This is a genomic window from Opitutia bacterium KCR 482, from assembly GCA_029269845.2.
In the GTDB taxonomy this organism is placed as follows: domain Bacteria; phylum Verrucomicrobiota; class Verrucomicrobiia; order Opitutales; family Intestinicryptomonadaceae; genus Merdousia.
Genome location: CP149973.1, coordinates 1782576 through 1804044, shown reverse-complemented (window position 1 = coordinate 1804044; position 21469 = coordinate 1782576). Strand labels below are relative to the sequence as shown.

At 57.6% G+C, this 21469-nt stretch carries 18 protein-coding genes; 9 read left to right on the top strand and 9 right to left on the bottom strand.

Features of this window, described 5'->3' with window-relative positions:
* Positions 1-63: 63 nt before the first annotated feature.
* Entirely contained in the window at positions 64-852 is a 789-nt protein-coding gene (cysE, locus tag P3B99_007670) for a serine O-acetyltransferase (GenBank protein WYJ07078.1), read from the bottom strand.
* Between the two features lie 110 nt (positions 853-962).
* Here cysE and P3B99_007665 point away from each other — a divergent pair, with 110 nt between their 5' ends.
* The 3 genes from P3B99_007665 to P3B99_007655 all read left to right on the top strand — a co-directional run bounded on the left by P3B99_007665 (position 963) and on the right by P3B99_007655 (position 3860).
* Positions 963-1607 carry a DUF4136 domain-containing protein gene (locus tag P3B99_007665; protein ID WYJ07077.1) on the top strand — a complete coding sequence of 215 codons (645 nt, stop codon included), beginning with the start codon at positions 963-965 and terminating at the stop codon, positions 1605-1607.
* A 198-nt stretch (positions 1608-1805) separates the two neighbouring features.
* Positions 1806-2390 (top strand): pyruvoyl-dependent arginine decarboxylase, encoded by a 585-nt coding sequence (locus tag P3B99_007660; protein WYJ07076.1) that lies wholly within the window; start codon positions 1806-1808, stop codon positions 2388-2390.
* A 9-nt stretch (positions 2391-2399) separates the two neighbouring features.
* Complete coding sequence (locus tag P3B99_007655; GenBank protein WYJ07075.1) at positions 2400-3860, top strand: amino acid permease; 1461 nt, start codon at positions 2400-2402, stop codon at positions 3858-3860.
* Between the two features lie 113 nt (positions 3861-3973).
* Here P3B99_007655 and P3B99_007650 read toward each other — a convergent pair whose 3' ends face one another.
* The 5 genes from P3B99_007650 to P3B99_007630 form a co-directional block, all read right to left on the bottom strand.
* On the bottom strand, positions 3974-6121 hold the full coding sequence (locus tag P3B99_007650; GenBank protein ID WYJ07074.1) for a metallophosphoesterase: 2148 nt from the start codon (positions 6119-6121) through the stop codon (positions 3974-3976).
* A gap of 104 nt (positions 6122-6225) precedes the next feature.
* Positions 6226-8052: a threonine--tRNA ligase gene (gene thrS, locus P3B99_007645; GenBank protein ID WYJ07073.1), complete on the bottom strand. Its 1827-nt coding sequence runs from the start codon at positions 8050-8052 to the stop codon at positions 6226-6228.
* A gap of 127 nt (positions 8053-8179) precedes the next feature.
* On the bottom strand, positions 8180-8641 hold the full coding sequence (locus tag P3B99_007640; GenBank protein ID WYJ08445.1) for a GNAT family N-acetyltransferase: 462 nt from the start codon (positions 8639-8641) through the stop codon (positions 8180-8182).
* A 29-nt stretch (positions 8642-8670) separates the two neighbouring features.
* Complete coding sequence (locus tag P3B99_007635; GenBank protein ID WYJ07072.1) at positions 8671-10167, bottom strand: glycoside hydrolase family 20 zincin-like fold domain-containing protein; 1497 nt, start codon at positions 10165-10167, stop codon at positions 8671-8673.
* Positions 10167-11393 (bottom strand): DUF1015 family protein, encoded by a 1227-nt coding sequence (locus P3B99_007630; protein WYJ07071.1) that lies wholly within the window; start codon positions 11391-11393, stop codon positions 10167-10169. Before P3B99_007630 ends, P3B99_007635 begins: the two co-directional genes overlap by 1 nt.
* A gap of 94 nt (positions 11394-11487) precedes the next feature.
* Between P3B99_007630 and P3B99_007625 the strand changes: the two genes are divergently transcribed.
* Positions 11488-12324, top strand: a complete 837-nt coding sequence (locus P3B99_007625) for a hypothetical protein (protein ID WYJ07070.1) — start codon at positions 11488-11490, stop codon at positions 12322-12324.
* 107 nt (positions 12325-12431) lie between these two features.
* Here the strand turns inward: P3B99_007625 and P3B99_007620 are convergent, their stop codons facing one another.
* The 3 genes from P3B99_007620 to lgt all read right to left on the bottom strand — a co-directional run bounded on the left by P3B99_007620 (position 12432) and on the right by lgt (position 16485).
* A complete protein-coding gene (locus P3B99_007620; GenBank protein WYJ07069.1) occupies positions 12432-13802 on the bottom strand; it encodes a Gfo/Idh/MocA family oxidoreductase in 1371 nt (456 codons plus the stop codon).
* A 637-nt stretch (positions 13803-14439) separates the two neighbouring features.
* Positions 14440-15585, bottom strand: a complete 1146-nt coding sequence (locus P3B99_007615) for an LptF/LptG family permease (protein WYJ07068.1) — start codon at positions 15583-15585, stop codon at positions 14440-14442.
* Between the two features lie 60 nt (positions 15586-15645).
* Positions 15646-16485, bottom strand: a complete 840-nt coding sequence (gene lgt / locus P3B99_007610; protein WYJ07067.1) for a prolipoprotein diacylglyceryl transferase — start codon at positions 16483-16485, stop codon at positions 15646-15648.
* A 62-nt stretch (positions 16486-16547) separates the two neighbouring features.
* On the opposite strand from lgt, the gene P3B99_007605 reads away from it, so the two are divergent.
* From P3B99_007605 to P3B99_007585, 5 genes are read left to right on the top strand one after another with little or no spacing between them, the layout of a single operon-like run.
* Positions 16548-17942, top strand: coding sequence for an aspartate aminotransferase family protein (locus tag P3B99_007605; GenBank protein ID WYJ07066.1), 1395 nt, complete (start codon positions 16548-16550; stop codon positions 17940-17942).
* Between the two features lie 4 nt (positions 17943-17946).
* Complete coding sequence (locus tag P3B99_007600) at positions 17947-18657, top strand: YggS family pyridoxal phosphate-dependent enzyme (protein ID WYJ07065.1); 711 nt, start codon at positions 17947-17949, stop codon at positions 18655-18657.
* Position 18658: 1 nt separating this feature from the next.
* Complete coding sequence (locus P3B99_007595; GenBank protein ID WYJ07064.1) at positions 18659-19585, top strand: shikimate dehydrogenase; 927 nt, start codon at positions 18659-18661, stop codon at positions 19583-19585.
* Positions 19572-20477 (top strand): prepilin peptidase, encoded by a 906-nt coding sequence (locus P3B99_007590; GenBank protein ID WYJ07063.1) that lies wholly within the window; start codon positions 19572-19574, stop codon positions 20475-20477. Before P3B99_007595 ends, P3B99_007590 begins: the two co-directional genes overlap by 14 nt.
* Positions 20477-21415: a tyrosine-type recombinase/integrase gene (locus P3B99_007585; protein ID WYJ07062.1), complete on the top strand. Its 939-nt coding sequence runs from the start codon at positions 20477-20479 to the stop codon at positions 21413-21415. The genes P3B99_007590 and P3B99_007585 overlap by 1 nt, the downstream gene beginning before the upstream one ends.
* Positions 21416-21469 lie beyond the last annotated feature (54 nt).

Here is a 21469-nt window from a genome sequence, read left to right as displayed (position 1 = left end):
AAAATCCGCACTCAAAAACTATCCGAATCGGATAGAAAGACACATTTTCACGCACGCCGGCTGCTAAACGCGCTGGTTCATGTCGGAGGCGGGGTTTTCCTCGGACGGCGTGCCGACCCTCCGCGCGGGGACGCCCGCAACGGTCGTATGCGGCGCGACGTCGTCGAGAACTACGCTTCCCGCGCCGATTTTCGCGCCCCTGCCTATTGTGATATTGCCGATGAGCTTTGCGCCCGCGCCGATTAGCACGCCCGACATCACCTTCGGGTGGCGGTCGCCCGTTTCGTTGCCCGTGCCGCCGAGGGTTACCTCGTGGAGAATCGAAACGTTGTCCTCGACGACGCTCGTTTCGCCCGCGACAAAGGACGTCGCGTGGTCGAGCAGAATGCCGCCGCCGAAACGCGCCGCGGGGTGAATGTCGACGCCGAAAATTTCGCTCGAAAGGCTTTGCAGGTAGTACGCCAGCGCCTTGCGCCCCCTGTTCCAGAGGTAATGCGAAACGCGGTGGGTCGTGATGGACTGGAAGCCCTTGAAATAAAGAATCGGGTTGAGGTACGACGCGCACGCAGGGTCGCGCGAGCGGATTGCGAGAATGTCGGAAACGATGTTGCGGCGTATCGATTCGTCGGCGGCGAAAGCCTCGGCGAAAATCGCTTGGAAGTCGTCGGAGGAAACCGCGTTGCGGCCGAGCTTGCGCGAAATGCGCCACGCCACGGAGTCGAACAAATCGCGCCTGTCGAGCACGGCGGCGCGCAAAAGCGGCGCAAGAACCGGCTCGCGTTCGGAAATTTCCGCCGCCTCGCTCCTTATCGAGAGCCAAACGGAATCGGCGCGTTGTTGCAAATCTTCCATAATTATTCAGTCCATACTGGAATTATCGGCGGGCGATTTCAACACTAAATTATCCCCGCGACGCCGTTTATTTAATTGAAATGGGAAAAAAACGCGGCATATTGGACGCCATGAAAAAAATTTGCTTTGCACTTTTGGCGTCGGCGCTCCTCGCGGGCTGCTCGATAACGCAGGAAATGAAGGAAAACGCGAGCTTCGACGGGCTTGAAACTTTCTACGTCGCGGCTCCCGCGGGAACGAACGACGTGTTCGCGCAGACGGGCAACGCCGCCGAAACAGACGCCGCGCTGAAAGCGGCGGTCGCCGAGAACCTCAAAGAAAAGGGCTTCGTCGAAGTGTCAGACCCAAAGGAGGCGCAGATAGTCTTCCGCCCTCTCTGGAACGCGACGCACGGCCGCGCCGATTTCGACGACGACAACAACCCCGACAAGCAGCATACCGCCCTTTCGATAGGCACGAACGCGGCGTCGGACATCTACGCGACGCTCGAAATCCAGGCGATTCTCCCCGACAGCGGCGACATCTGGTCGTGGCGCGGATTCTCGCCCTCGCACGTTTCCGCCGCCGACTGCACGACGGCGAACATCAAACGCCAAGTGGCGTGGTGTCTTGAATATTTCCCGCCCGACAAATACCCGTCGCGCCTCGAAACAATCAAAAAGGAAAAGCGAGAGACGAAAATCAGGGAGGAGGAAAACCCCTTCAAGGAGGTTCTCATAAAGGAGCGCGAAAAGCGCGAAGCCGCCGCGAAATAGCGGCAGCGCAAAACATTTCGGCAAGGGCGGAACGCGGGCTGCGCGTTCCGCTTTTTTTGCGCCCGCGGGCTTCGGCGGTTAATGCCGCGCGGAATTGCGCCGATATAGTCTGCAATATTGTTCTACTGTCACGGGAAATCCGCGCGGGCTTGCGCCCGACGCAAAACATATAAAAAGACAAAAAACAAGGAGAACAATATGGTATTAGGTACAAGATATCCGACATTGGCGTTTCACACCGGCGGCGTAGGACAGGCGGCGGACGGCATTCCCCCGCAGCCCTTCGAAACGTTCTGCTACGACTCCGCCCTCTTGCAGGCGAAAATAGAAAACTTCAACGTGGTTCCCTACACGTCGGTTCTGCCGAAGGAGCTGTTCGGAAAAATCTACCCAGTGGACAAGGTGGCGAAGCACTTCAAGCACGGCGCGGTCTTGGAGGTAATCATGGCGGCAAACGGGGCGAGAAGCTCGGAGCACCGCGCGATTGCCACGGGCGTCGGCATCTGCTGGGGCAAAGACGCAAAGGGCGAGCTTATCGGAGGCTGGGCGGCGGAATACGTCGAGTATTTCGACACTTGGATTGACGACGACATCGCGAAATCGCACTGCGAAATGTGGCTCAACAAATCTCTCAGACACGAGCTGGAAATCCGCGGGGTCGAAAAGCACAGCGACTTCCAGTTTTTCCACAACTACCTAAATATCGAGCAGGCATTCGGCTACTGCCTGACCGCGCTCGGATTCCTGAACTTCGAATTCGCCGACCCCGTTTCGGTAAAATAAGGCTCTAAAATGTCCGACACCAACAACGGCGCGGCGGGACAGGACACCGCCAAAAGGCTCGGAATGGCGGGACTTGCGGCGATTGTCGTAAGCTCCATGATAGGCGGCGGCATTTACAGCCTGCCGCAAAACATGGCCGACACTGCGGGCGTCGGAGCGGTGGCTATCGCGTGGGTTATCACGGGCATCGGAATGTTTTTCATCGCAAACACGTTCCGCACGCTCGCCTCCGCGCGCCCCGACCTCACCGCCGGCATCTACATGTACGGCAAGGACGGCTTCGGCGAATACGCGGGCTTCACGATAGCGTGGGGCTACTGGCTCTGCCAAGTCTGCGGAAACGTCGGGTACGCAGTAATCACAATGGACGCGCTGAACTACTTTTTTCCGGGGTGGTTCGCAGGCGGCAATAATTGGGAGTCGATAGTCGGCGGTTCGCTGCTGATTTGGATTTTCAATTTTGTCGTGCTCTCCGGCGTGAAACAGGCGTCGCTGGTCAACACAATCGCCACGGTGTGCAAACTGCTGCCGATTGCGCTGTTCATCGTGGTGCTGTTCTTCGTCTTCAACTGGGACAAATTCACCTTCGACATCTGGGGCAACCTGACCTCGCACGGCGAGAAAAATCTCGGCGGTCTCGGCGCGCAGATTAAGGGCACAATGCTTGTCACATTGTGGGCGTTCATCGGCATCGAGGGCGCGGTTGTGCTGTCGGGTCGGGCGAAGTCGCAAAAGGACGTCGGCAGGGCGACGATTGCGGGCTACATCTGCGGACTGGCGATTTTCGTCCTGCTCTCGATTCTCCCGTTCGGGTTCATGACCCAAGCGCAGCTCGCCGCCGTGCCGAATCCCTCGACGGCGGGAATACTCGAAAGCATCGTCGGCGAATGGGGCAGCTGGGTGATGAACGCCGGGCTTATAATCTCGGTGCTCGCAAGCTGGCTGGCGTGGACGATGATTACCGCCGAAATGCCCTACGCCGCCGCAAAGGACGGCACGTTCCCGAAGATATTCGGACACGAGAACAAAAACGGCTCGCCGAGCGTGTCGCTTTGGATAACAAGCGCGCTCATGCAGCTTGCGATGCTGCTTGTGTACTTCTCGAACGACGCGTGGAACACAATGCTCAGCATTACGGGCGTAATGGTTTTGCCGCCCTATTTGGCAAGCACGGCATACCTCTGGAAATTGGCGAAGGGACACGGGCTGCAAAACACGCCGCCGAACGCGCGCGTAAGCAGGACGGGCGCGCTGGTGTCGGGCGCGGCGGGGTCGGCCTACGCGGTGTGGCTAATCTACGCGGCGGGGCTGAACTACCTGCTCGACTCCATCATATTCCTCGCGCTCGGAATACCGTTCTATATCTGGGCGAAGCGCGAAAACGGAGCGCGGGCGTTCACTAAAACCGAGGCGTTCTTCGCCGTGGTTTTGGTGGCGATTGCGATATTCGGAATAGTCCGGAGATTCTGACGCGCTCCCGAAAACGCGACGCGGAAGTCCGAACGGGCTTCCGCGTTTTTTTGATTTCGCATTCCCGCAACGCCTTTCGGACGCGGAAATGCGCAAATTATTTTCAAACAATCCTACTTATTTTCAAGCAGTTTTCCCGAAAAGTCCATACCCGCGCCGAAGCGGAGAACGCGGAATTCGTTGCGCTTTCTGTCTACCGACACGACCGACCACGAGGCGTCGTCGGCCTCGCCGAAATTGCGCGGGGGGGAATCGGGAAATTCGGGGCGGTTTTTGTCGTTGAGAACGCGCACGCGCGGGCAGCTGTGGGGCGACTTCAAGATTTCGTCGGCGTGTTCGTGCCCCTCGAAGAATGCGAGCACGTCCATTTTTCCGCGCCCCGAAAAGTCGCACGAAATTTTCGACGGAAAGTTGCCTGTGCGCGTTTCTCCGCTGAATTTCCCGCCCTCGCGGAACGCCTTTACGACGCCGTCGAAAAGCTTTGTGTTCGGCGACGAAATGCGCGTGTGCATTACAAACACCACGCCCCATTCGGGAGCGTCCGCCTTTGCGGAGAAGTCGAGAGCCTTGCGGGCAAGCCAGTCGAGCTGCCGCTGGGTGATGTCGTAAAGCCCGCACGAGTCTATTTTTATTTTTCCGTCCGCGCCTACCTCCATGGGGTTTTCGCTCACGGCGATGTTTATCAGGCGGATTTTCGACTTCGGAAAGTCGATGTAGAAATAGTTTGCCTGGGGGAAATTTTCGTCGCCGACCGCGCCGCTTTTGAGGGCTGTGGCAACGCACGCGTCGTGCCATTCCGCGCCGGTTACGATTTGCGAGTCGTCGGGGGTTTTCGTGCGGAGGAAGTAGAACACGCCGTCGTCGTGGTTGCCGATTGAAACAACCACGGGCAGCCCCGACGTCTCCATTGCCGCGACGATTTCGCGCATGTCGGCAATGCTGCGTTCTTTCGGCTTTATGCCCTGAACGAGGTCGCCGCCGTTGCAGACGAAGTCGAGTTTAAGCTCCTTTGCGATCTGCGCCATATCGCGCATGTGCTCCGCGCCCGTCGCGCCCGCCGCGCGGGGGTTGTTTTTGTTGGAAAGGAAGTGCGTGTCGGACGCAAACGCGAAGTTCAGGCAGCCGTCGTGCGGAGAGGCGAGATACGCCTTTTTCAGATTTTCAAGCTGCGCGGCTTTCGACGCGTTTTTGACAAGCAGCCTGCGGGTGAAGTCGCCCGACTTCCCCGTCGGGAGAGAGTCCGCAAGCCACGACACGTTGAGGTTTTCGACGGCGCGGACGAGCTCCGTTCCCGCGCGGGCGAGCATGGGCGCGGGCACTGCATTTTTGAAAATGCGCGCGCGCTCGATGTCCGCCTCCTCCGAAATTTCCGGCGAATAGACAACGCGGTACTCCGCGAACGGCTCGAGCGTGCCGAGAGACTTCGCCGAACATTTGTACACAACCCACGCGTCGGGCGCTAGCTTGCGGAATTCGGCGAGACTGCGGGCGAAGTCGCCGCGCGGCAAGTCGGCGTCGGCAATCGACCACGCGTAGGCGGGCGGGTTTGAGGCAAGAGCCGCCTTCAAGACGGAGGCGTCGAATTTTCCGTCTTTCGGCAAGTACGACATCAGCGCGCGGACGCCCGATTTTGCGGCGTCGCCCGCCTTTTTTGCGGCGGCATGCGCCGATTTTGCGTCCGAAAACGGAATTTCGACAATGTTTGCGTGAACCCGCGCCGCTTTCGAAACGTCGGAAATCGACGCCACTCCGCGGGCTACCGCGGGAGTCGGGCGTTCGGCTTTCTGTTTGTTTCTGTCGCGCACAAAGCCGCCCGCAGGCACAATCTGCCTCACGGAAAACGTGCGGATTTCGAAAGACTTGTCCGCCGCGTGCAGGTCTACGCGTATGCGTTCGGGACACTCGCGCGGAATTTTGACGACGGTTTTGAACTCGCCGTTTTTGAAAATGTCGCTATACGACGGCGCAAATTTCAGCGCGGCGTCGGCGGGAGATTTGTCGGGTGTAAGAGCGAGGTTGCACGCGCCCGAACCCGTCGCGGAGATTTCGTAGGATTCGCCGGGGTTTACGAATATGCGCGAGTGCATGAAGGGCTTGGGGGAGTCCGCCGAAAACTTCATGGAGTTTTCGAGCATTTCGGACGAGCCTTTGCCCGAATAGTCCCATTTTCTTGCGCCCGTTCCGAATTTGTATGCGACGTCGCCGCACGCAAAAGACGCGGCGCAGAACGCCGCAATGCAGTAGAATAAGTATTTTTCCATATGTATATAAATCGGCAATACCACTATTCTGCGCCCATATTCGAGTCAACAAAAAACGCCGAGGCGGAGCACCGCTACGGCGTTTTGAAATTTGCGAAATGCGTTTAGAAGTTGTCGGGAAGCGTGCGCGCCTTTGCGTCTTCGGCAATCTGCGCAACGGCTTCGTCCGCGCCCTTGACGCCCTCGAACGCCTTGCGGATTCGCGAGCGGACAGACACCAGCCCCGCCTCGGCCTCCTTGCGGCCGATGACGAACATGTGCGGAACTTTTTCCGTCTCAGCCTTGCGGATTTTCGCGCCCAGCTTTTCGGCGGAAGCGTCCATCGACACGCGTACTCCCGCCTTTTTGAGCTTCTTGAAGACTTCGTCGGCGAACGGCACGACATCGTCGTTGAGCGTGATTATGCGCACCTGTTCGGGCGCGAGCCACGTCGGGAAGTTGCCCGCAAAGTGCTCGATAAGCACGCCCGTAAAGCGTTCGAGCGAGCCGAACGGGGCGCGGTGAATCATAATCGGGCGGTGGGGCTTGTTGTCCTGACCGATGTAGGAAAGGTCGAAGCGTTCGGGTAGGTTGTAGTCAACCTGAACGGTGCCGAGCTGCCATTCGCGGCCGATGCAGTCCTTGACAACGAAGTCGATTTTCGGCCCGTAGAACGCCGCCTCGCCGATTTCCTCGGTGTAGGGAACGCCCAGAGTTTTCGCCGCCTTGCGGATTGCCGCCTCGCTCTTTACCCAGTTTTCCTCCGCGCCGACGTACTTGTCGCTGGCGGGGTCGCGGAGCGAAATTCTGACGCGGTATTCCTTCATGCCGATTTTCGCGAACACTTCCTTTACCAAGTCGAGACAGCCCTGAATTTCGTCGTCGAGCTGGTCGGGGGTGCAGAAGATGTGGGCGTCGTCCTGAGTGAAGCCGCGCACGCGGGTCATGCCGTTAAGCTCTCCCGACTGTTCCCAGCGGTAGACGTTGCCGAATTCGGCGAGTCTCACGGGGAGGTCGCGATACGAATGCGGGTCGCTCTTGTAGATTTCGACGTGGAACGGGCAGTTCATCGGTTTGAGGAGGAAGCCCTCTACGTCGCCCGATTCGATTTTCGGCTCGAATTCCGCGACGGAGAGGTTTTCCTTCGCCATTCTTTCGAGGTCTTCGCGCTCGACAATCGGCACGAACTGCGAGTCCTTGTAGTACGGGAAGTGTCCGCTTGTGCGGAAAAGCCCGAGCTTGCCGATATGCGGCGTGAAAACCTGCTGGTAGCCCTGCTCGTTGAGGAGTTCGAGAATGAAGTTTTGCAGGCTCTGGCGGACAATCGCGCCCTTCGGCTTCCAGAGGATAAGCCCCTGCCCCACTCTGTCCACGATTGTGAACAGCCCCATTTCCTTGCCGAGTTTGCGGTGGTCGCGGAGCTTTGCCTCCTCCATTTGTCTGAGGTAGCTTTCAAGCTCCTCTTTCGACGCGAAAGCCGTGCCGTAAATGCGCTGCAACTGTTTGTTGTTTTCGTCGCCGCGGTGGTACGCGCCCGCCACGGAGAGCAGTTTGAACGCCTTGATGCGCTTGGAATAGTCAACGTGCGGGCCCGCGCAGAGGTCGCAGAATTCGCCGTTTTTGTAGAAGGTGATTTTTTCGCCGTCGGGAATGTCGGCGAGTCTGCCGAGTTTGAATTCCTCCTGTCCGATTTCCTTAATCTTTGCGGCAGCTTCGTCGCGGGTAAGTTCGAACTTCTCGAATTTCTGGTTTTCGGCAATCACCTTTTTCATTTCGGCTTCGATGTTCGCAAGGTCCTCCGCCGTGAATTTGTGGTCGAGGTCGAAATCGTAGTAGAAGCCCGTTTCCGTCGCGGGACCGATGTCGAGTTTTGCGTTCGGGAAAAGGCGCAGAACGGCCGTCGCCAAAACGTGTGAAGCGCTGTGTCTGATTTTCAGAAGTTCTTCGTTCATTTTATTTCCTTGTAAAAAAATCCTTTCGGAGAAAATCCGCGCAAAAGCGCGCGCGGGTATTAATCCGTAAAAGCCTATACTGAACCCGTACGCGCAAATGTAAAGAGTTTTTATGCGGCAAAGGGGCTTATAAATCAAGCCCCATGATGCAGTCGTTCATGAAATAGCCGTTGCCGATGGGGAAGTCGCCCCGCGAGACCTCGAACATGCCCATGTGCTTGTAGAAGCCGAGGGCGCGGTTGTGGCGGTTGACGTTGAGCAGCATGCGGCACGGCGCGGGGTGCAGCTCCTTCACGCGGGATTTCGCCTTTTCGAAAAGCAGTTTGCCGAAACCCCTGCCGTGCAAATTTTCCAATACGTAGATTTTTTCGAGGTGGAAGACGCCCTCCGATTCGGGTCTGACCGAAACGTAGCCGAAAGGCTCGCCGTCGGCGTAGCCCACAAAAAATTCGTGCCCGTCGTCGAACTGTTTTTCGAGGCTTTTTTCCGAATACATCATTTCGAGCATGTATTCGGTTTGTTCGGGAGTCAGAATTTTCGCGTAGGTTGCGGGAAACGCTTCGAGCGCGAGTTTTCTGATAAGCGGAATGCCGCTTTTCGATGCCTATTCGATTTCCGTCATAGCTTGAAAATTTCTGGGGCTGTTGCGCGGATTTTCGCCGACGCCTCCCACAGTCCGCCCGTTTCGTTGCGGGCGTTCCAGATGTTTTCGAAATCCGACACCAAAAACTTCAACGCGGTTCCCGATTCCGCGGTTTTTCCGCGTCCGCGCAGAACGTCCACGGCGCGGCGCGCCATTGCGCCCGCAAGCGCGATTTCGGCGGAAAGAATGGAGGCGTCGCGGCATTCGGGTTTTGAGGTCGCAGCCAAGCCCATTGCGAAATCCGCCGCGCCCTCGAAGTCGTCGGTATCGAACGCGGCGGCGTCGCCGCCGAGTCCGAAAAACGCGCACTCCAAGATTCCGTCGCCGTCGATTCTGCCGAGGGCGCACAGGGCGCGGGCGAAGTCTCCCGACGCGTCGTAGAACGCGAAAGAGTCCAACGCTTCGCATTCAGCCTCCTCCGAAGACTCACCACCCCACATTTTAGCCGCCGCCCGCGCGAGCGGCGGATAGACCGCGGCGAACGGGGCGTAGGGGCTTAGCTCTGCGCAAAGAACAAAGCCCTCCGCGCCGTATTTTTTTGCGGCGTTTGACGCCGCGTCGATTTCGGCTTTCGCGGAGTCGAGACGCGGGAGGAAGCCGATGTCGTCCCAAAAGCCGATTCCCGCGTTTGCCGAGACGAAAAACGCGCGTTTTTGCGAATGCGCCTTTGCGCACGCCTCCGCGAAGCCTTCGCTCGAAGCCGAAAATATCGGCACGGCCCCAGCGGGCGCGGAAAAATCCGCCTGCGAACCCGCGTCGGGCGCGGCGCAAAGGGGGCGTTTGCCGAGTTCGGCGCACGCAGAGCACAATTCGGAGGCGTCGTCGGGCGAGCCGACGTCGAAGTCGGCGCAGTCGAAGTTTGCCGAAATTTCCGAAATCTCCCGCGAGCCGCACTGAAATTCCGAAGCGTCGAGTCCGCAGGAAAGCTCAATACCCAAAGCCGCGCAGTATTTTTTAAGAGCCGCAATTTTCTTCGGCGTAAAAAGGCCGCGCCCCGCCCATTCCCGCTCGCGTCCCTCGAACGGGTACGCCCCGCCGAGCCGCAATTCGAGCCTGTTGTATTTAAAAAGCGAGAGCCTGTCGGCTAAAAGGCGCATGTCGGCGAGCGTCGGAACGCGCCCGCGCGAAATGTCGAGGACAAAGCAGCGCGCGCCGATGTCGGGGGAGTCCTCCATTTCGACGAAGCGGAAGCCGCGCGAATCCGCCTGCATTCCGATTTGCCGCAGTGTCTGCAAAGCCGCGCGCGCGCCGGCGTCCGACGCCGAAACAATCGAGATTCCGTCCTCCGAAACGCGCAATCTGTACGCTTCGGGATTGTCGAAGTCTCCGCGTTCGAGCGTCAGAAACGCGCCGCACGGAAGCCCCGCGTCGTCGATTTGAAACTCCGCCTTTTCCCATTCGAGAAATCCGCCGCCCCAAACGGCTTTTTGGGGGAGCGGCAGAAGCTTGGGCGTGCGCAGCTTGTATTCCATTAGAATGTGTGGACAAACAGCCCCGAGCGGAGCTTAGGCTCGAACCATGTGCTCTTGGGGGGCATAATCTGCCCCGCGTCTGCAATCGCCATGAGCTGGTCGGTCGTGGTGGGGAACATGGAGAAGGCGACTGCGAACTTCTTTGAATCTACAAGCTTTTCAAGCTCGGCAGTGCCCTTGATTCCGCCAACAAAGTCTATTCTCTCGTCGGTGCGGGGGTCGCCGATTCCGAGAATCGGGGCGAGAACCCTGTCCTGCAAGAGCGCGACGTCGAGCGACGAAACCGCGTCGAGACCGTCGGTGTTTTCGAAAGTCAAGCCGTACCATTCGCCGTCGAGGTACATGGAGACCTTTTTCGAGCCGTCGGGCGATTTTGCCGCGCCCTTTTCGAGCCTGCACGCCTTACCGAGCTTTTCGAGGAACTGCTCTTTTGTGTTGCCAGCCAAGTCGCGCACGACGCGGTTGTAGGGCAGAATGCTCAGCTGCCCCGCGGGGAAGACTACCGACAGAAACCAGTTGTAGTCTTCGTCGCCGGTGTGGCCGGGGTTCTGCGCCTTGAAGAAGCGGGCGCAGCGGGCGTTGCTCGCGCTGCGGTGGTGTCCGTCGGCGACGTACGCGCAGGGAATTGCGTCGAAAATCTTCACGATTTTTTCGAGCGTTGAGGGGTCGGAAATCTTCCAGACCGTGTGGCGGATTCCGTCGTCGGCGGTAAAGTCGAAGAGCGCGTCGGAGTCCTTTTTGTTTTCGACTATTTTGTCAAGCTCGGTTCCGTCCTTTACCGTGAGGAACACGGGGCCCGTGTTTACGCGCAGGGTGCGCGTGAGCATGTAGCGGTCGTTCTCCTTTGCCTCGCGGGTTTTTTCGTGCTTTTTGATTACGTCGTTGTCGTAGTCTTCCGCGCTGAACGTGGCGACAAGCCCCGTCTGGGCATGTCCGCCCATGACTTGGCGGTAGAGGTACATGCACGGCGCGTCCTCGCGGACCATGTGTCCGTTTTTGACGAGCTTTTCGAAATTCTCCTTCGCGTGGTCGTAGACCGCCTGCGAGTACGGCTCGGTGCCTTCGGGCAGCTCGATTTCCGAGCGCACTACCCTCATGAAGCTCAGCGGCTTGCCCTTGGCCTGCTCGGCTGCCTGTTCGAAATTCACCACGTCGTAGGGCAGGCTTGCGATGTCCGCCGCCTTGTCCTTCACGGGTCTCAACCCTTTGAATGCTTTGATTTTCATAGTCGCCCGCAAGAATCGCAACCTCTGCGCGATTTTGCAAGTTTTACTTCAAAAACCTTGCAAATTTTAATTTTTTTTTACGATATTCGAAGCCATGAAGATTTCCAACCATAATTACAGAAGGGGCGGTTGCCTATTTTCGCTCGTAAAAATTTTCGTATTGGCGGTCGTGGTGCTGTGCATTGCGCTCTACTTCACGCTCGGCTTTGTTGCCGACTACGCGCTCAAAACAATAACCGCGGGCACGGGAATCAACGCTGGCGTGTCGTCCGTGTCGCTCGGCATTTCCGACCAAAAGGTGCAGGTCAACAACTTCTTCATCGCCAACCCGCCCGACTTCAAGCAGTGCAACGCAATCGCGTTCAAAGAGGCGGTTATCGACGCCGACATCACGCTCTCCGACGCCCTCGCGAAGAAGCTCATCGTCATCGACGAAATCAAAGTCGACGGGCTTGCCATGAACCTCGACGTAAAGACGGCAAAGGGAATTTCCGCCCTGCTCTCCTCGCCGCAGTCGAACATCACGGCGATTAAAACCGCCCTCGAAAACAAATTCGGGCTTTCCAACCAAAAGGACGCAAACGCCCAAGCGCAACAGACGGCGAAAGCCGACGCCGACGCCGCGCAGTGGAAATTCATCATCAAAAAGATGACTTTCGGCGCGGGAGTTATCGACGGCTCGGTTAACGGCAGCGCGCTTCAAATCAGCATGCCCGCGTTCGCGCTCGAAAACATCGGCACTTCCAAAGGCGGCGAGCCCGCGGGCGAGCTTATCACGGACATCGTGGAACAGCTTGCGCTCATCGGCACTTCCGCGCTCCTTAGGGACGCAGTAAAGGGCGGCATCGAGGCTGGCGGCGACGGCGCAAATTCAGCCGCGAAGGGCGCGTCGAAGGCTGTCGAAAACACGCTCAAAAGCCTTTTCAAATAGGGCTTAAAACGAGGCGCAAAAAAAAGGCTTTCGGGGAAATCCGAAAGCCTTTTTTGTTTGCCGCGCGGGCGGTCGGGGAGCATTCTCCGCAACCGCCTTTTTGCGGATTACAGCATGATTTTCGACGGCAGGAATTCGCTGCGGTATTCGTACTGCGAGCGCACGAATTTGTCCGCTTCGGGGCAGCCCGCAAACGACATCGTCGAGGGAATGTAGTTGAGTTCGCGGTCGGGGAAGCAGAGCGCAATCATGCCCAGCAACGCCATTTCGGTGAACGGCGCGGCGTAGTCGAAATTGCCCTTGGGCTGTTTGCCCTCTATGCACGCGAGAGTCCATTCAACAAACGGCTTGCCGGGGGCTACGGAGCGCGGCACGGTCTTCTGCGGAAGCTTGCCGCCCTTCATCAATTCCTTCATGCGAGCCGCAGGCCAAATGCGGGTATTCATGCCGTATTCGTTGGTGTAGACGGTTTCCTTTGTGCCCACGATGAATGTCGCGTTGTTGTTGCGCGGGTCGTCGAGGAACGCCTTGTCCACGCGCTTAATCGCCTTCGGCTTTCTGCCGCCGTCGTACCAGTGCAGGCGGATTCTGTTGTCGACGCCGCGCGGGTTGACGAACGTCATAACAGACGACGCCTGACTCGGCCAGCTGTAATCGTTGAAAGGCGTAGAGTTGCCCTTGACGCTCATCGGGAAGCCGAGGTCGAACGCCGAATAGGGAACGTCGAGGAAGTGGCACGCCATGTCGCCCGCAGCTCCCGTGCCGTAGTTGCGCAGACCGCGCCAGTTGAACGGAACGAACGCCTTGTTGTAGGGCTGGTAGGGCGCGACGCCGAGCCACAGGTTGTAGTCGAGCGTAGGCGGAACGGGCTGGCCCGCGGGCATTTTGAGGTCGCCCTGCGGCCACACGGGGCGATTTGTCCAAATGTGGATTTCCTCGATTTGTCCGAGGATTCCCGCGTCGTACCATTCCTTAATCAGACGCCAGCCCTCATTGGTGTGCCCCTGATTGCCCATTTGCGTGATGACGCCCGCCTCTTTCGCGAGACGCTTCAATTCTTCCGCCTCCCAAATTGTGCGCGTGAGGGGCTTTTGGCAGAAGACGTGCTTGCCCTTTGCTATCGCCCAAGCCGCGATGGGATAGTGCATGTGGTCGGGAGTGGAAACCACGACGGCGTCGATTTGCTTGTCCATCTTGTCGAGCATGACGCGGTAGTCGCGGAAGCGCGGCATGCTTGCGGGAAACGCCTTGTAGTTCTTCGCCGCGCGGGCGTCGTCTACGTCGCAAAGCGCGACAATGTTCGCCTGCTTGCAGGGTAGCAACTGCCCGATTGCCATGCCGCCGATTCCGCCCACGCCAACCAGCGCGATGTTCAATTTGCTATTCGGACCGACCTGCTTGCCCGCGCTCCACGAAGGCAACAACATCAATCCGCCCGCAGCGGCAGCCGATTTCATAAATCCTCTGCGATTTACCATATTCTTCTCTTCCTTTGATTTTATTTTTGAAAAACAAGAGCCACATACACCCAAGAATACCACGCCATCGGCTCAAATACCCCCAAGCGTATATCGCCCTCCAACATCAACTCATTTTGCCCACTCCCCCCAAAAAGTCAAGCCCCAAGGCGCGAGGCAGGCTGCAGCCTGCACGGCGTCGGAACTTCGTTCCTTTCTGTGATTATTCGGCGCGGCTATAACCGCGCCTTTTCTGGATTAGTCCGTATTGCCTGCGGCAATTACTGACGATAGGGATTGCCGAATGTTTGCAAGAAACAAATTAAAATAGACGCGCTCCGCGCGGATAAATAAAAAAACGGCAATCCGCAAACACAAGTCGGCTCACCAACCCAATAACTCCACTTTTCTCCCAGCGCATTCTAAAAATCTTCCGCGCCGTGCGCTGTAATTTTAGGGGCGTCAAAGTGCCGTTCAGGCGGCGGCTTTGCGAGTGGCACAGGGCGCGCAGCATACTTGGCGTATGTAAGCGGTCTGAGACACTCGCGAAACGCCGCATCAACGGTGCTTTCACGCCCCGTGCGCGTGGCGTACTTATCGTACGCGAGCGGTCTGGGCGTACAGGGAAACGCCCTTAGGGAAGTATTTTCACGCGCCGTTAGTTGCGCGATGACCGATAGATTAAGTATGTGCCTACGGCTTGGAATATGAAATTGGGTATCCAAATCAGAATGTCGGGGCGCATTTCGGGGTATTTTTCGAGCCACGAAATCACGACCGTCATCATGTAGTAGCTCATCGCCAACGCCAGCGCTATCGCCAAGTTCGCAAAAGTCTCGCTTCTGCTTGCCTTTATTCCGAGCGGAACGGCGAGCACCACCATCGAAAATATCGAAAACGCCATCGCAAAATTTTTCTGAATCTGCAACTGAACCTCGATTTTGTCGTGGAACGCGCGTTCGGGCGTGGTCTGTTCGGGCGGGAATCTGTGCCAAGTTTCGCGGGCGTCGAGAAGCTCGCCGAAAGTCATTACTTTCAGCCGCTTTTTGCCCTTGTCCATAGTTCCGATAATCTCGTTGAGCGGAAGCTTGATTACAAGCTCGTCGAAACGCGCCGACGGAAGGGGCTTGCGCAGGTCTTCGGGGTCGCCCGACCTCGCGCGCTCCGCGCTGCCGTTTTTGAGGGTCAGCACGATTTCGTCGCGGGCGTCGTCGTACGAAAGCGCGCCGCGCTCCGACTGTATGGAAATCTGCGCCCTGCCCCGTTTGTCAAGCTCCCAAATGCGGAAGCTCACAAGCTCGTTGCCGTCGGAGGAGTTTGCGTAGATTACATAGCCGGGGAAGTCGCGGATAAACGAACCTGGTTGGATAAATTGGAGCGGGTTTGCGCGGACGAGGTTTTTGAGCGCGCTCTTGTAGGCGTAGTCGGCGGCGGGCGCGTAGTAGAAGTTGATTGCCACCGAAAACAGCGACGCGCAAATCGCCAGAAAGAACACGGGAGCCGCCATGCTGTAAATGGAGCGTCCGCACGCCTTCATCGCCACGACCTCGCTTTGCGCCGACATTCTGCCGAACACAAGCAGAATGCCCGTGAGCATGCCGAGCGGAAGCGCGTAGGGAATGACTCCCGGTATAATCAGCGCGACGATATACAGAAAGAACGAAATGCTGAGCCTTCCCGCGGCGAGCTCGCCCATAACCTCTTTTATGACGTTGCCGAGCACGAGCACGAACACAAACAGCGCGACGGTCATCAACGCCGCCATCGCGACCTGTTTGAAGATGTATTTGTTTATCGTTCCCATTGAATTGAAAAAAGTATGTTAAAAAACGCCCGCCGAACGCAACAATAAAAGCTCGACGCGCTATTTTTCGGGAGTGCGGAATTTGGAATAGGCAATTATGGCAAGCCCCGCCGCGAGCGTCAGCGCGGAGTAAAACGTGCCCCTGCTCAGCCCCAAAATAGGCTCTACGCCGAAGTCCGGCTCGCGGAAGACCTCGCAGATTATGCGCACCACGGCGTAGACAGAAAGAAATTCGCCCGCTATGCGCCCGTCGGAAAGGTTTTTCCCGCGCCAGAAACGCCACTGCAAAAACAGGAAGATGAAAAGCCCCTCCGCGAACGCCTCGTAGAGCTGCGACGGGTGTCGGGCGGCGATGTTTTCGATTGCCGTGCCCGCGGGCGCGGAGTGCGGGAAAACCATCGCCCACGGAAAGTCGGAAACCTTGCCCCAAAGCTCGCCGTTGACGAAGTTTGCGATTCTGCCGAGGAAAATCCCCGGGGTGCACGCGGTCGCGACAATGTCGGCGATTTTCCAGAAAGAGACTTTCCTCGTTCTCGCAAAACATACCATGGAAAGCACCACGCCGATGAATCCGCCGTGGCTTGCCATTCCGCCCTTCCAGATTTGGAGCGCGATTAGCGGGTTCGACACAAAGTTCGAAAAATCGTAGAAAAGCATGTAGCCGAGGCGTCCGCCGAGAATCACGCCGAAGAGCAGATAGGTAATGAGGGACGCGTTGTCGTCGGGCGACAGCGGGCTTTTGCCCTTTTTATAATAGAGGTTGAACAGCCAAAGCGCGATTACAAAGCCCGCCAGATACGCAAGCCCGTACCACCTTACGCCCTCCAAAAACCAGCCGTCGGGAAAGCGGAGCGCGAAGGGGTCGAAATCGACCACATAGTATGAGGATAAAATTTCCATCGAAATAATGTTTGAAGTATTTATAGTGTGGGGTAAAGTTAAGGCGGAAAAAAAATTTATCAATGAAAGATTTCGACTTAAAGGAATTGATAGACTCGCGCTTCGGGCAGAACTACGATTTGCACGAAAAATACGTCAACCGAACGCTCGCAACCGTGCTTAAAACAATCGGGTTCGACAAGTGCTACAAACGCGCCAAGGGCGCATACCTCTACGACGCCGACGGCAACGAATATCTCGACTTCATATCGGGCTACGGCGTGTTCGGAATGGGGCGCAACAACCCCGTAATCGGCAAGGCAATCAAGGACGCAATCGACATGGATTTGTCGAACATGGTACAGCTCGACTGCGCGTTGCTCAGCGGCCTGCTCGCGGAGAGAATCGTAAAACTGCACAACAACAAACTCTCCGCCGTCTTCTTCTGCAACTCCGGAACCGAAGCAAACGAAGGCGCGATAAAATTCGCCCGCGCCCACACAAAACGTCCGCGCATAATTTCGATGGACGGCTGCTACCACGGGCTGACATACGGCTCGATGTCGATAACCCACACGCCGCATTTCAGGGACGGCTTCGGCCCGTTCCTGCCCGACACCGACAAAATCGGATTCGCCGACCTCGCAGACCTCGAAGCGAAACTCAAAGAGGGCAACGTCGCCGCGTTCATCTCCGAACCCGTCATCGGGCACGGCGTCGACATTCCGCCCGACGGCTTCTTCCCGAAGGCGCAGGAACTCTGCCGCAAATACGGCGCGCTCTTCATCATGGACGAAGTGCAGACGGGCTTCGGCAGGACGGGCAAAATGTTCGCATACCAGCACTGGGGGCTAGAGCCCGACATCGTCACGATGGCGAAGGCGCTCAGCGGCGGCTACGTTCCGTGCGCGGCATTCATCACCACAAGGGAAATCCACCAGAGCGTCTTCTCGCCGCTCGAAAACTGCGTAAAACACTCCACGACTTTCGGCAGAAACAACCTCGCAATGGTCGCGGGCTTGGCGACAATCGACGTTCTCGAAAAGGACGGAATGGTCGAAAACTGCGCAAAAATGGGCGCGCTGCTCAAACAGAAGCTCGAAGCCCTCAAAGAGAAACACTCGTACATCAGGGAAGTGCGCGGGCTGGGGCTTATGATTGCAATAGAATTTCAGGAGCCGAAAGGGCTTCTGCAAAAGGCGGCGTGGAAAGCATTGAAAGCCGCGAATAATTCGCTCTTCACGCAGATGATTGTAACGTCGCTTATGGACAACTACAAAATCATAACGCAGGTTACAAGCCACGAAGTCCACGCCGTGAAACTGCTTCCGCCGTTTATCATAACGGAAAGGGAAGTGGACAGGTTCGTAAAGGCGTTCGACGAAACTCTCACGGAGGCGGCAAACCCGACCGGCTCGCTGTGGAAATTCGGCAAACGCCTAATCGCCGCAAGCATCGACAACAAGAAAAACAAGTAATACAATGATTGCATACGAAGAATTTTGCGGCAACTGCCGCAGACTTCTTGAACGCGTCGAAAACGCGTGCGCCGCCTGCGGGCGCAATCCCGCCGACGTGAAAATACTGCCCGTCACAAAAACGCACCCCGTGGACGCCGTAGAATACTCGGCGCGCTACGGGTTCGGGGCGGTCGGCGAAAACCGCGTTCAGGAAGTCATGGAAAAGTTCGACTCGGAGCGCGGCCGCGCCCTGAAAATAGAGTGGGAGCTTATCGGACACCTCCAAACAAACAAGGTAAAGCACGCCGTCGGGCGCGTCGACAGAATCCAGAGCGCGGACTCCGAAAAACTGCTGAAAAAAATCGACGCCGAATGCGCAAAGCTCGGCAAAAAAATGCGCGTGCTCCTGCAAATAAATTCGGGGCGCGACCCCGCAAAATTCGGCGCGGACACGGAGGAAGCCCCCGCGCTGCTCGACGCCGCGCTTGCGCTCGAAAACATAAAGGTCGAGGGGCTGATGGCAATCGCACCGCTCGACTCCAATTTGGACACAGCCACGCGCTGTTTCGAAAACCTCCGAAACCTCCGCGACGCGCTCGAAAAAAGCTTTTCGGTGGCGCTTCCCGAACTCTCGATGGGCATGAGCGGCGACCTCGAACGCGCCGTGGAATGCGGCTCCACAATAATCCGCGTGGGAACATTCCTGTTCGGCGCGCGCGACTACTCTTTGTAATATGGCGGAAGTTCTGCATGTTTCGAACCTCTCGGAGGGCGCGTTCGCCGGACGCTCGGAAAATTCGAAGCCGCCGTTTTTTGCGGTCTTCGGCAAGCCGATAGGGCACTCGCTAAGCCCGCTCATGCAAAACGCCGCGCTTGCGAAAGTCGCAAAAACGAACGCGGAGCTCGACGGCGCAAAATACTTCGCGTTCGAAGTGGAGCCTGAAAAACTCGCCGAGACGCTCGACGTTTTTTGGCGGAAAAACTTTGCCGGAATCAACCTGACAATCCCCCACAAAGAGATTGCAATGCGCGTCGTAAACGACTTCGACGCAAGCGCGGAAAACGCCAAGGCGTGCAACACGCTTCTGCGCACGCCGCGCGGCTGGAAAGGCTTCAACACCGACGGATTCGGCGTGTCGGCGGCGGTCGAACACGCGTTCGGGCGCGGCTTTGCAAACGCCGACGCGGTGCTGCTCGGCGCGGGCGGCGCGGCTCGCGGAGCGGCGGCGGCGATAATCGCGGCGGGCTGCAAATCGCTCCTTGTGGCGAACAGAAATCCCGAACGCCTGAAAAAATTTGCCGATGATTTAAGCATGGAAAATTTCGAAATAAAAACGGCGTCGCTCGCGGGAATAGAGGCAAAAATTCCGCCGCGGGCAATCGTCGTAAACGCGACGTCGGTGGGGCTTAATGCGGACGACAGTCCCGTTGTGGACTTCTCGAAAATCCCGCCCGACTGCGCGTTCCTCGACATGCCCTACCGCCGCAACGGCGAAACGCCGTCGGTGCTCGCCGCGCGCGCAAACGGAATCCCCGCCGAAAACGGGCTTGCGATGCTCGCGTGGCAGGGGGCGAAATCGCTTTCAATCTGGACGGGCGCGCCGCTCATGGGCGCGTTCATGCTCGAAACAATAAAGGAGAACCTGTATGGACATCGCTGAAATCAACGCGCAGTTTCCCGAAATTTTCGACGCGTTTTTTTTCTGCCTCGGCGCGTGCGTCGGCAGTTTTCTGAACGTGTGCATTTACAGAATCCCCAAGGGCGAATCGATAGTAAGCCCGCCGTCGCACTGCGCGTGCGGGAAGCCGATTAGGTGGTTCGACAACCTCCCGATTGTCGGCTGGTTTCTGTTGCGCGGAAGGGCGCGGTGCTGCGGGCGCAGGATTTCGTTCCGCTACCCGTTTGTCGAGACGCTGACGGCTGCAATCTTCCTCGCGCTGTGGACGACGGCGACGCCCTACGCGGCGTTCGCGGGAATGGTATTTGCCGCGATTATGGTTTTCTGCGCGTTTGTCGACATAGACCACATGATGCTGCCGGACTTCGCGACAATCGGCGGGACGGCGGCGGGCTTTGCGCTGTCGCTTATGATGCCGCAAATCCACGGAACGCTGATAGAGGACGCGCCTTTCGCGGCGTCGGTCGTGGCGTCCGGGATAAAGTCGGCGGTCGGAATCGCGGTCGGTTCGGGCGTGCTCTACTGGGTAAGGACGCTCGGCGAGTGCGTTTTCAAAAAAGAGGCGATGGGCGAGGGAGACGTCATTCTGATTGGCTGCATAGGCGCATTCTGCGGCTGGCAGGGCGCAATTTTTGCAATCTTCGGAGGGTCGATAATCGGGGCGTTGACGATGATTCCGATTGTCGCGACAAAGCGCGTCTTTTCGAAAAAATCCGCGCCGCGCAAAAAATTCGCCGACGGATCGGAAGCCGACCCGCTCGCAATTCCGTTCGGCCCGTGGCTTGCGTGCGGCGGGCTTCTCTATTTCGTGTTTCTGAAAACTTGGGTGGACTCGTACTTTGCGAATATCGCAAGCGCGTTCTTCGGAATGTAATGGAGAAAAACCGAGAAACCGCCCCCGCAAAAGCCGCCCCGCGCGAGCTTGACGAATTCGTGTTCATGATTTCGAACCAGCGGAGGTACTCCAAATACACAGTCCGCAACTACCGCGAGGCGGTCGCCGACTGGATTTCTTGGCTTGCGGAAACGGACTACGCGGGCGGAGACTTCCGCATGGCGGACAAAAAAACCGCCCGCGCGTACGTCGCAAAACTCGGAATGGAGTACTCGCGCTCAACAATCCACAACAGGATTTCCGCGATACGCTCGTTCTACAAATATTTGATACGCTCGCAAAGCGCGGAAGCCGACCCGTTTTCGCTCGTGCGGCTTCCGAAAAAGGAGAAGGGGCTGCCCGTGTTTTTGTCGGAAAGCGCAATGCCGTCATTGCTTTCCGCACCGCGCGTTGACGAAGCCGACGGGCGCGAGAGCAAAGAGGAGGCGGTGCGCGACGCCCTGTGCCTCGAACTGCTCTACGGCGCGGGACTGCGCGTAAGCGAACTCTGCAACCTCAAATGGGGAGACGTGGATTTTTCCACGAACTCGGCGAGGATACTGGGCAAAGGCTCGAAAGTGCGCTTCTGCCCGTTCGGCGAAAAGGCAGGCGAGGTGCTGAGGCTCTGGCGGAGCGAATTCGCAAAATCGACGGAGCGCGACGCGCCCGCCATAACGCTCGAAAGCGGGAAGCCGCTGTACCCGCGCTACGTCCAGCGCATGATAAAAAAATACCTGGCCGAGACAATGCTGCCGTCGGACATCACGCCGCACAAACTGCGGCACTCGTTCGCCACGCACCTTGTGAACGCGGGTATAGACCTGCGCTCGTTGCAGGAGATGCTCGGACACGCAAGCCTTTCGACGACGCAAATCTACACGCACCTCGGCACGCGCAAACTCGTGGAGGAACACCGCCTGAACCACCCCCGCGCGTGAAAATTTCGGCGGGATATTTCTGTTGCCATTTTCGCAATTATGATATTGAATCGG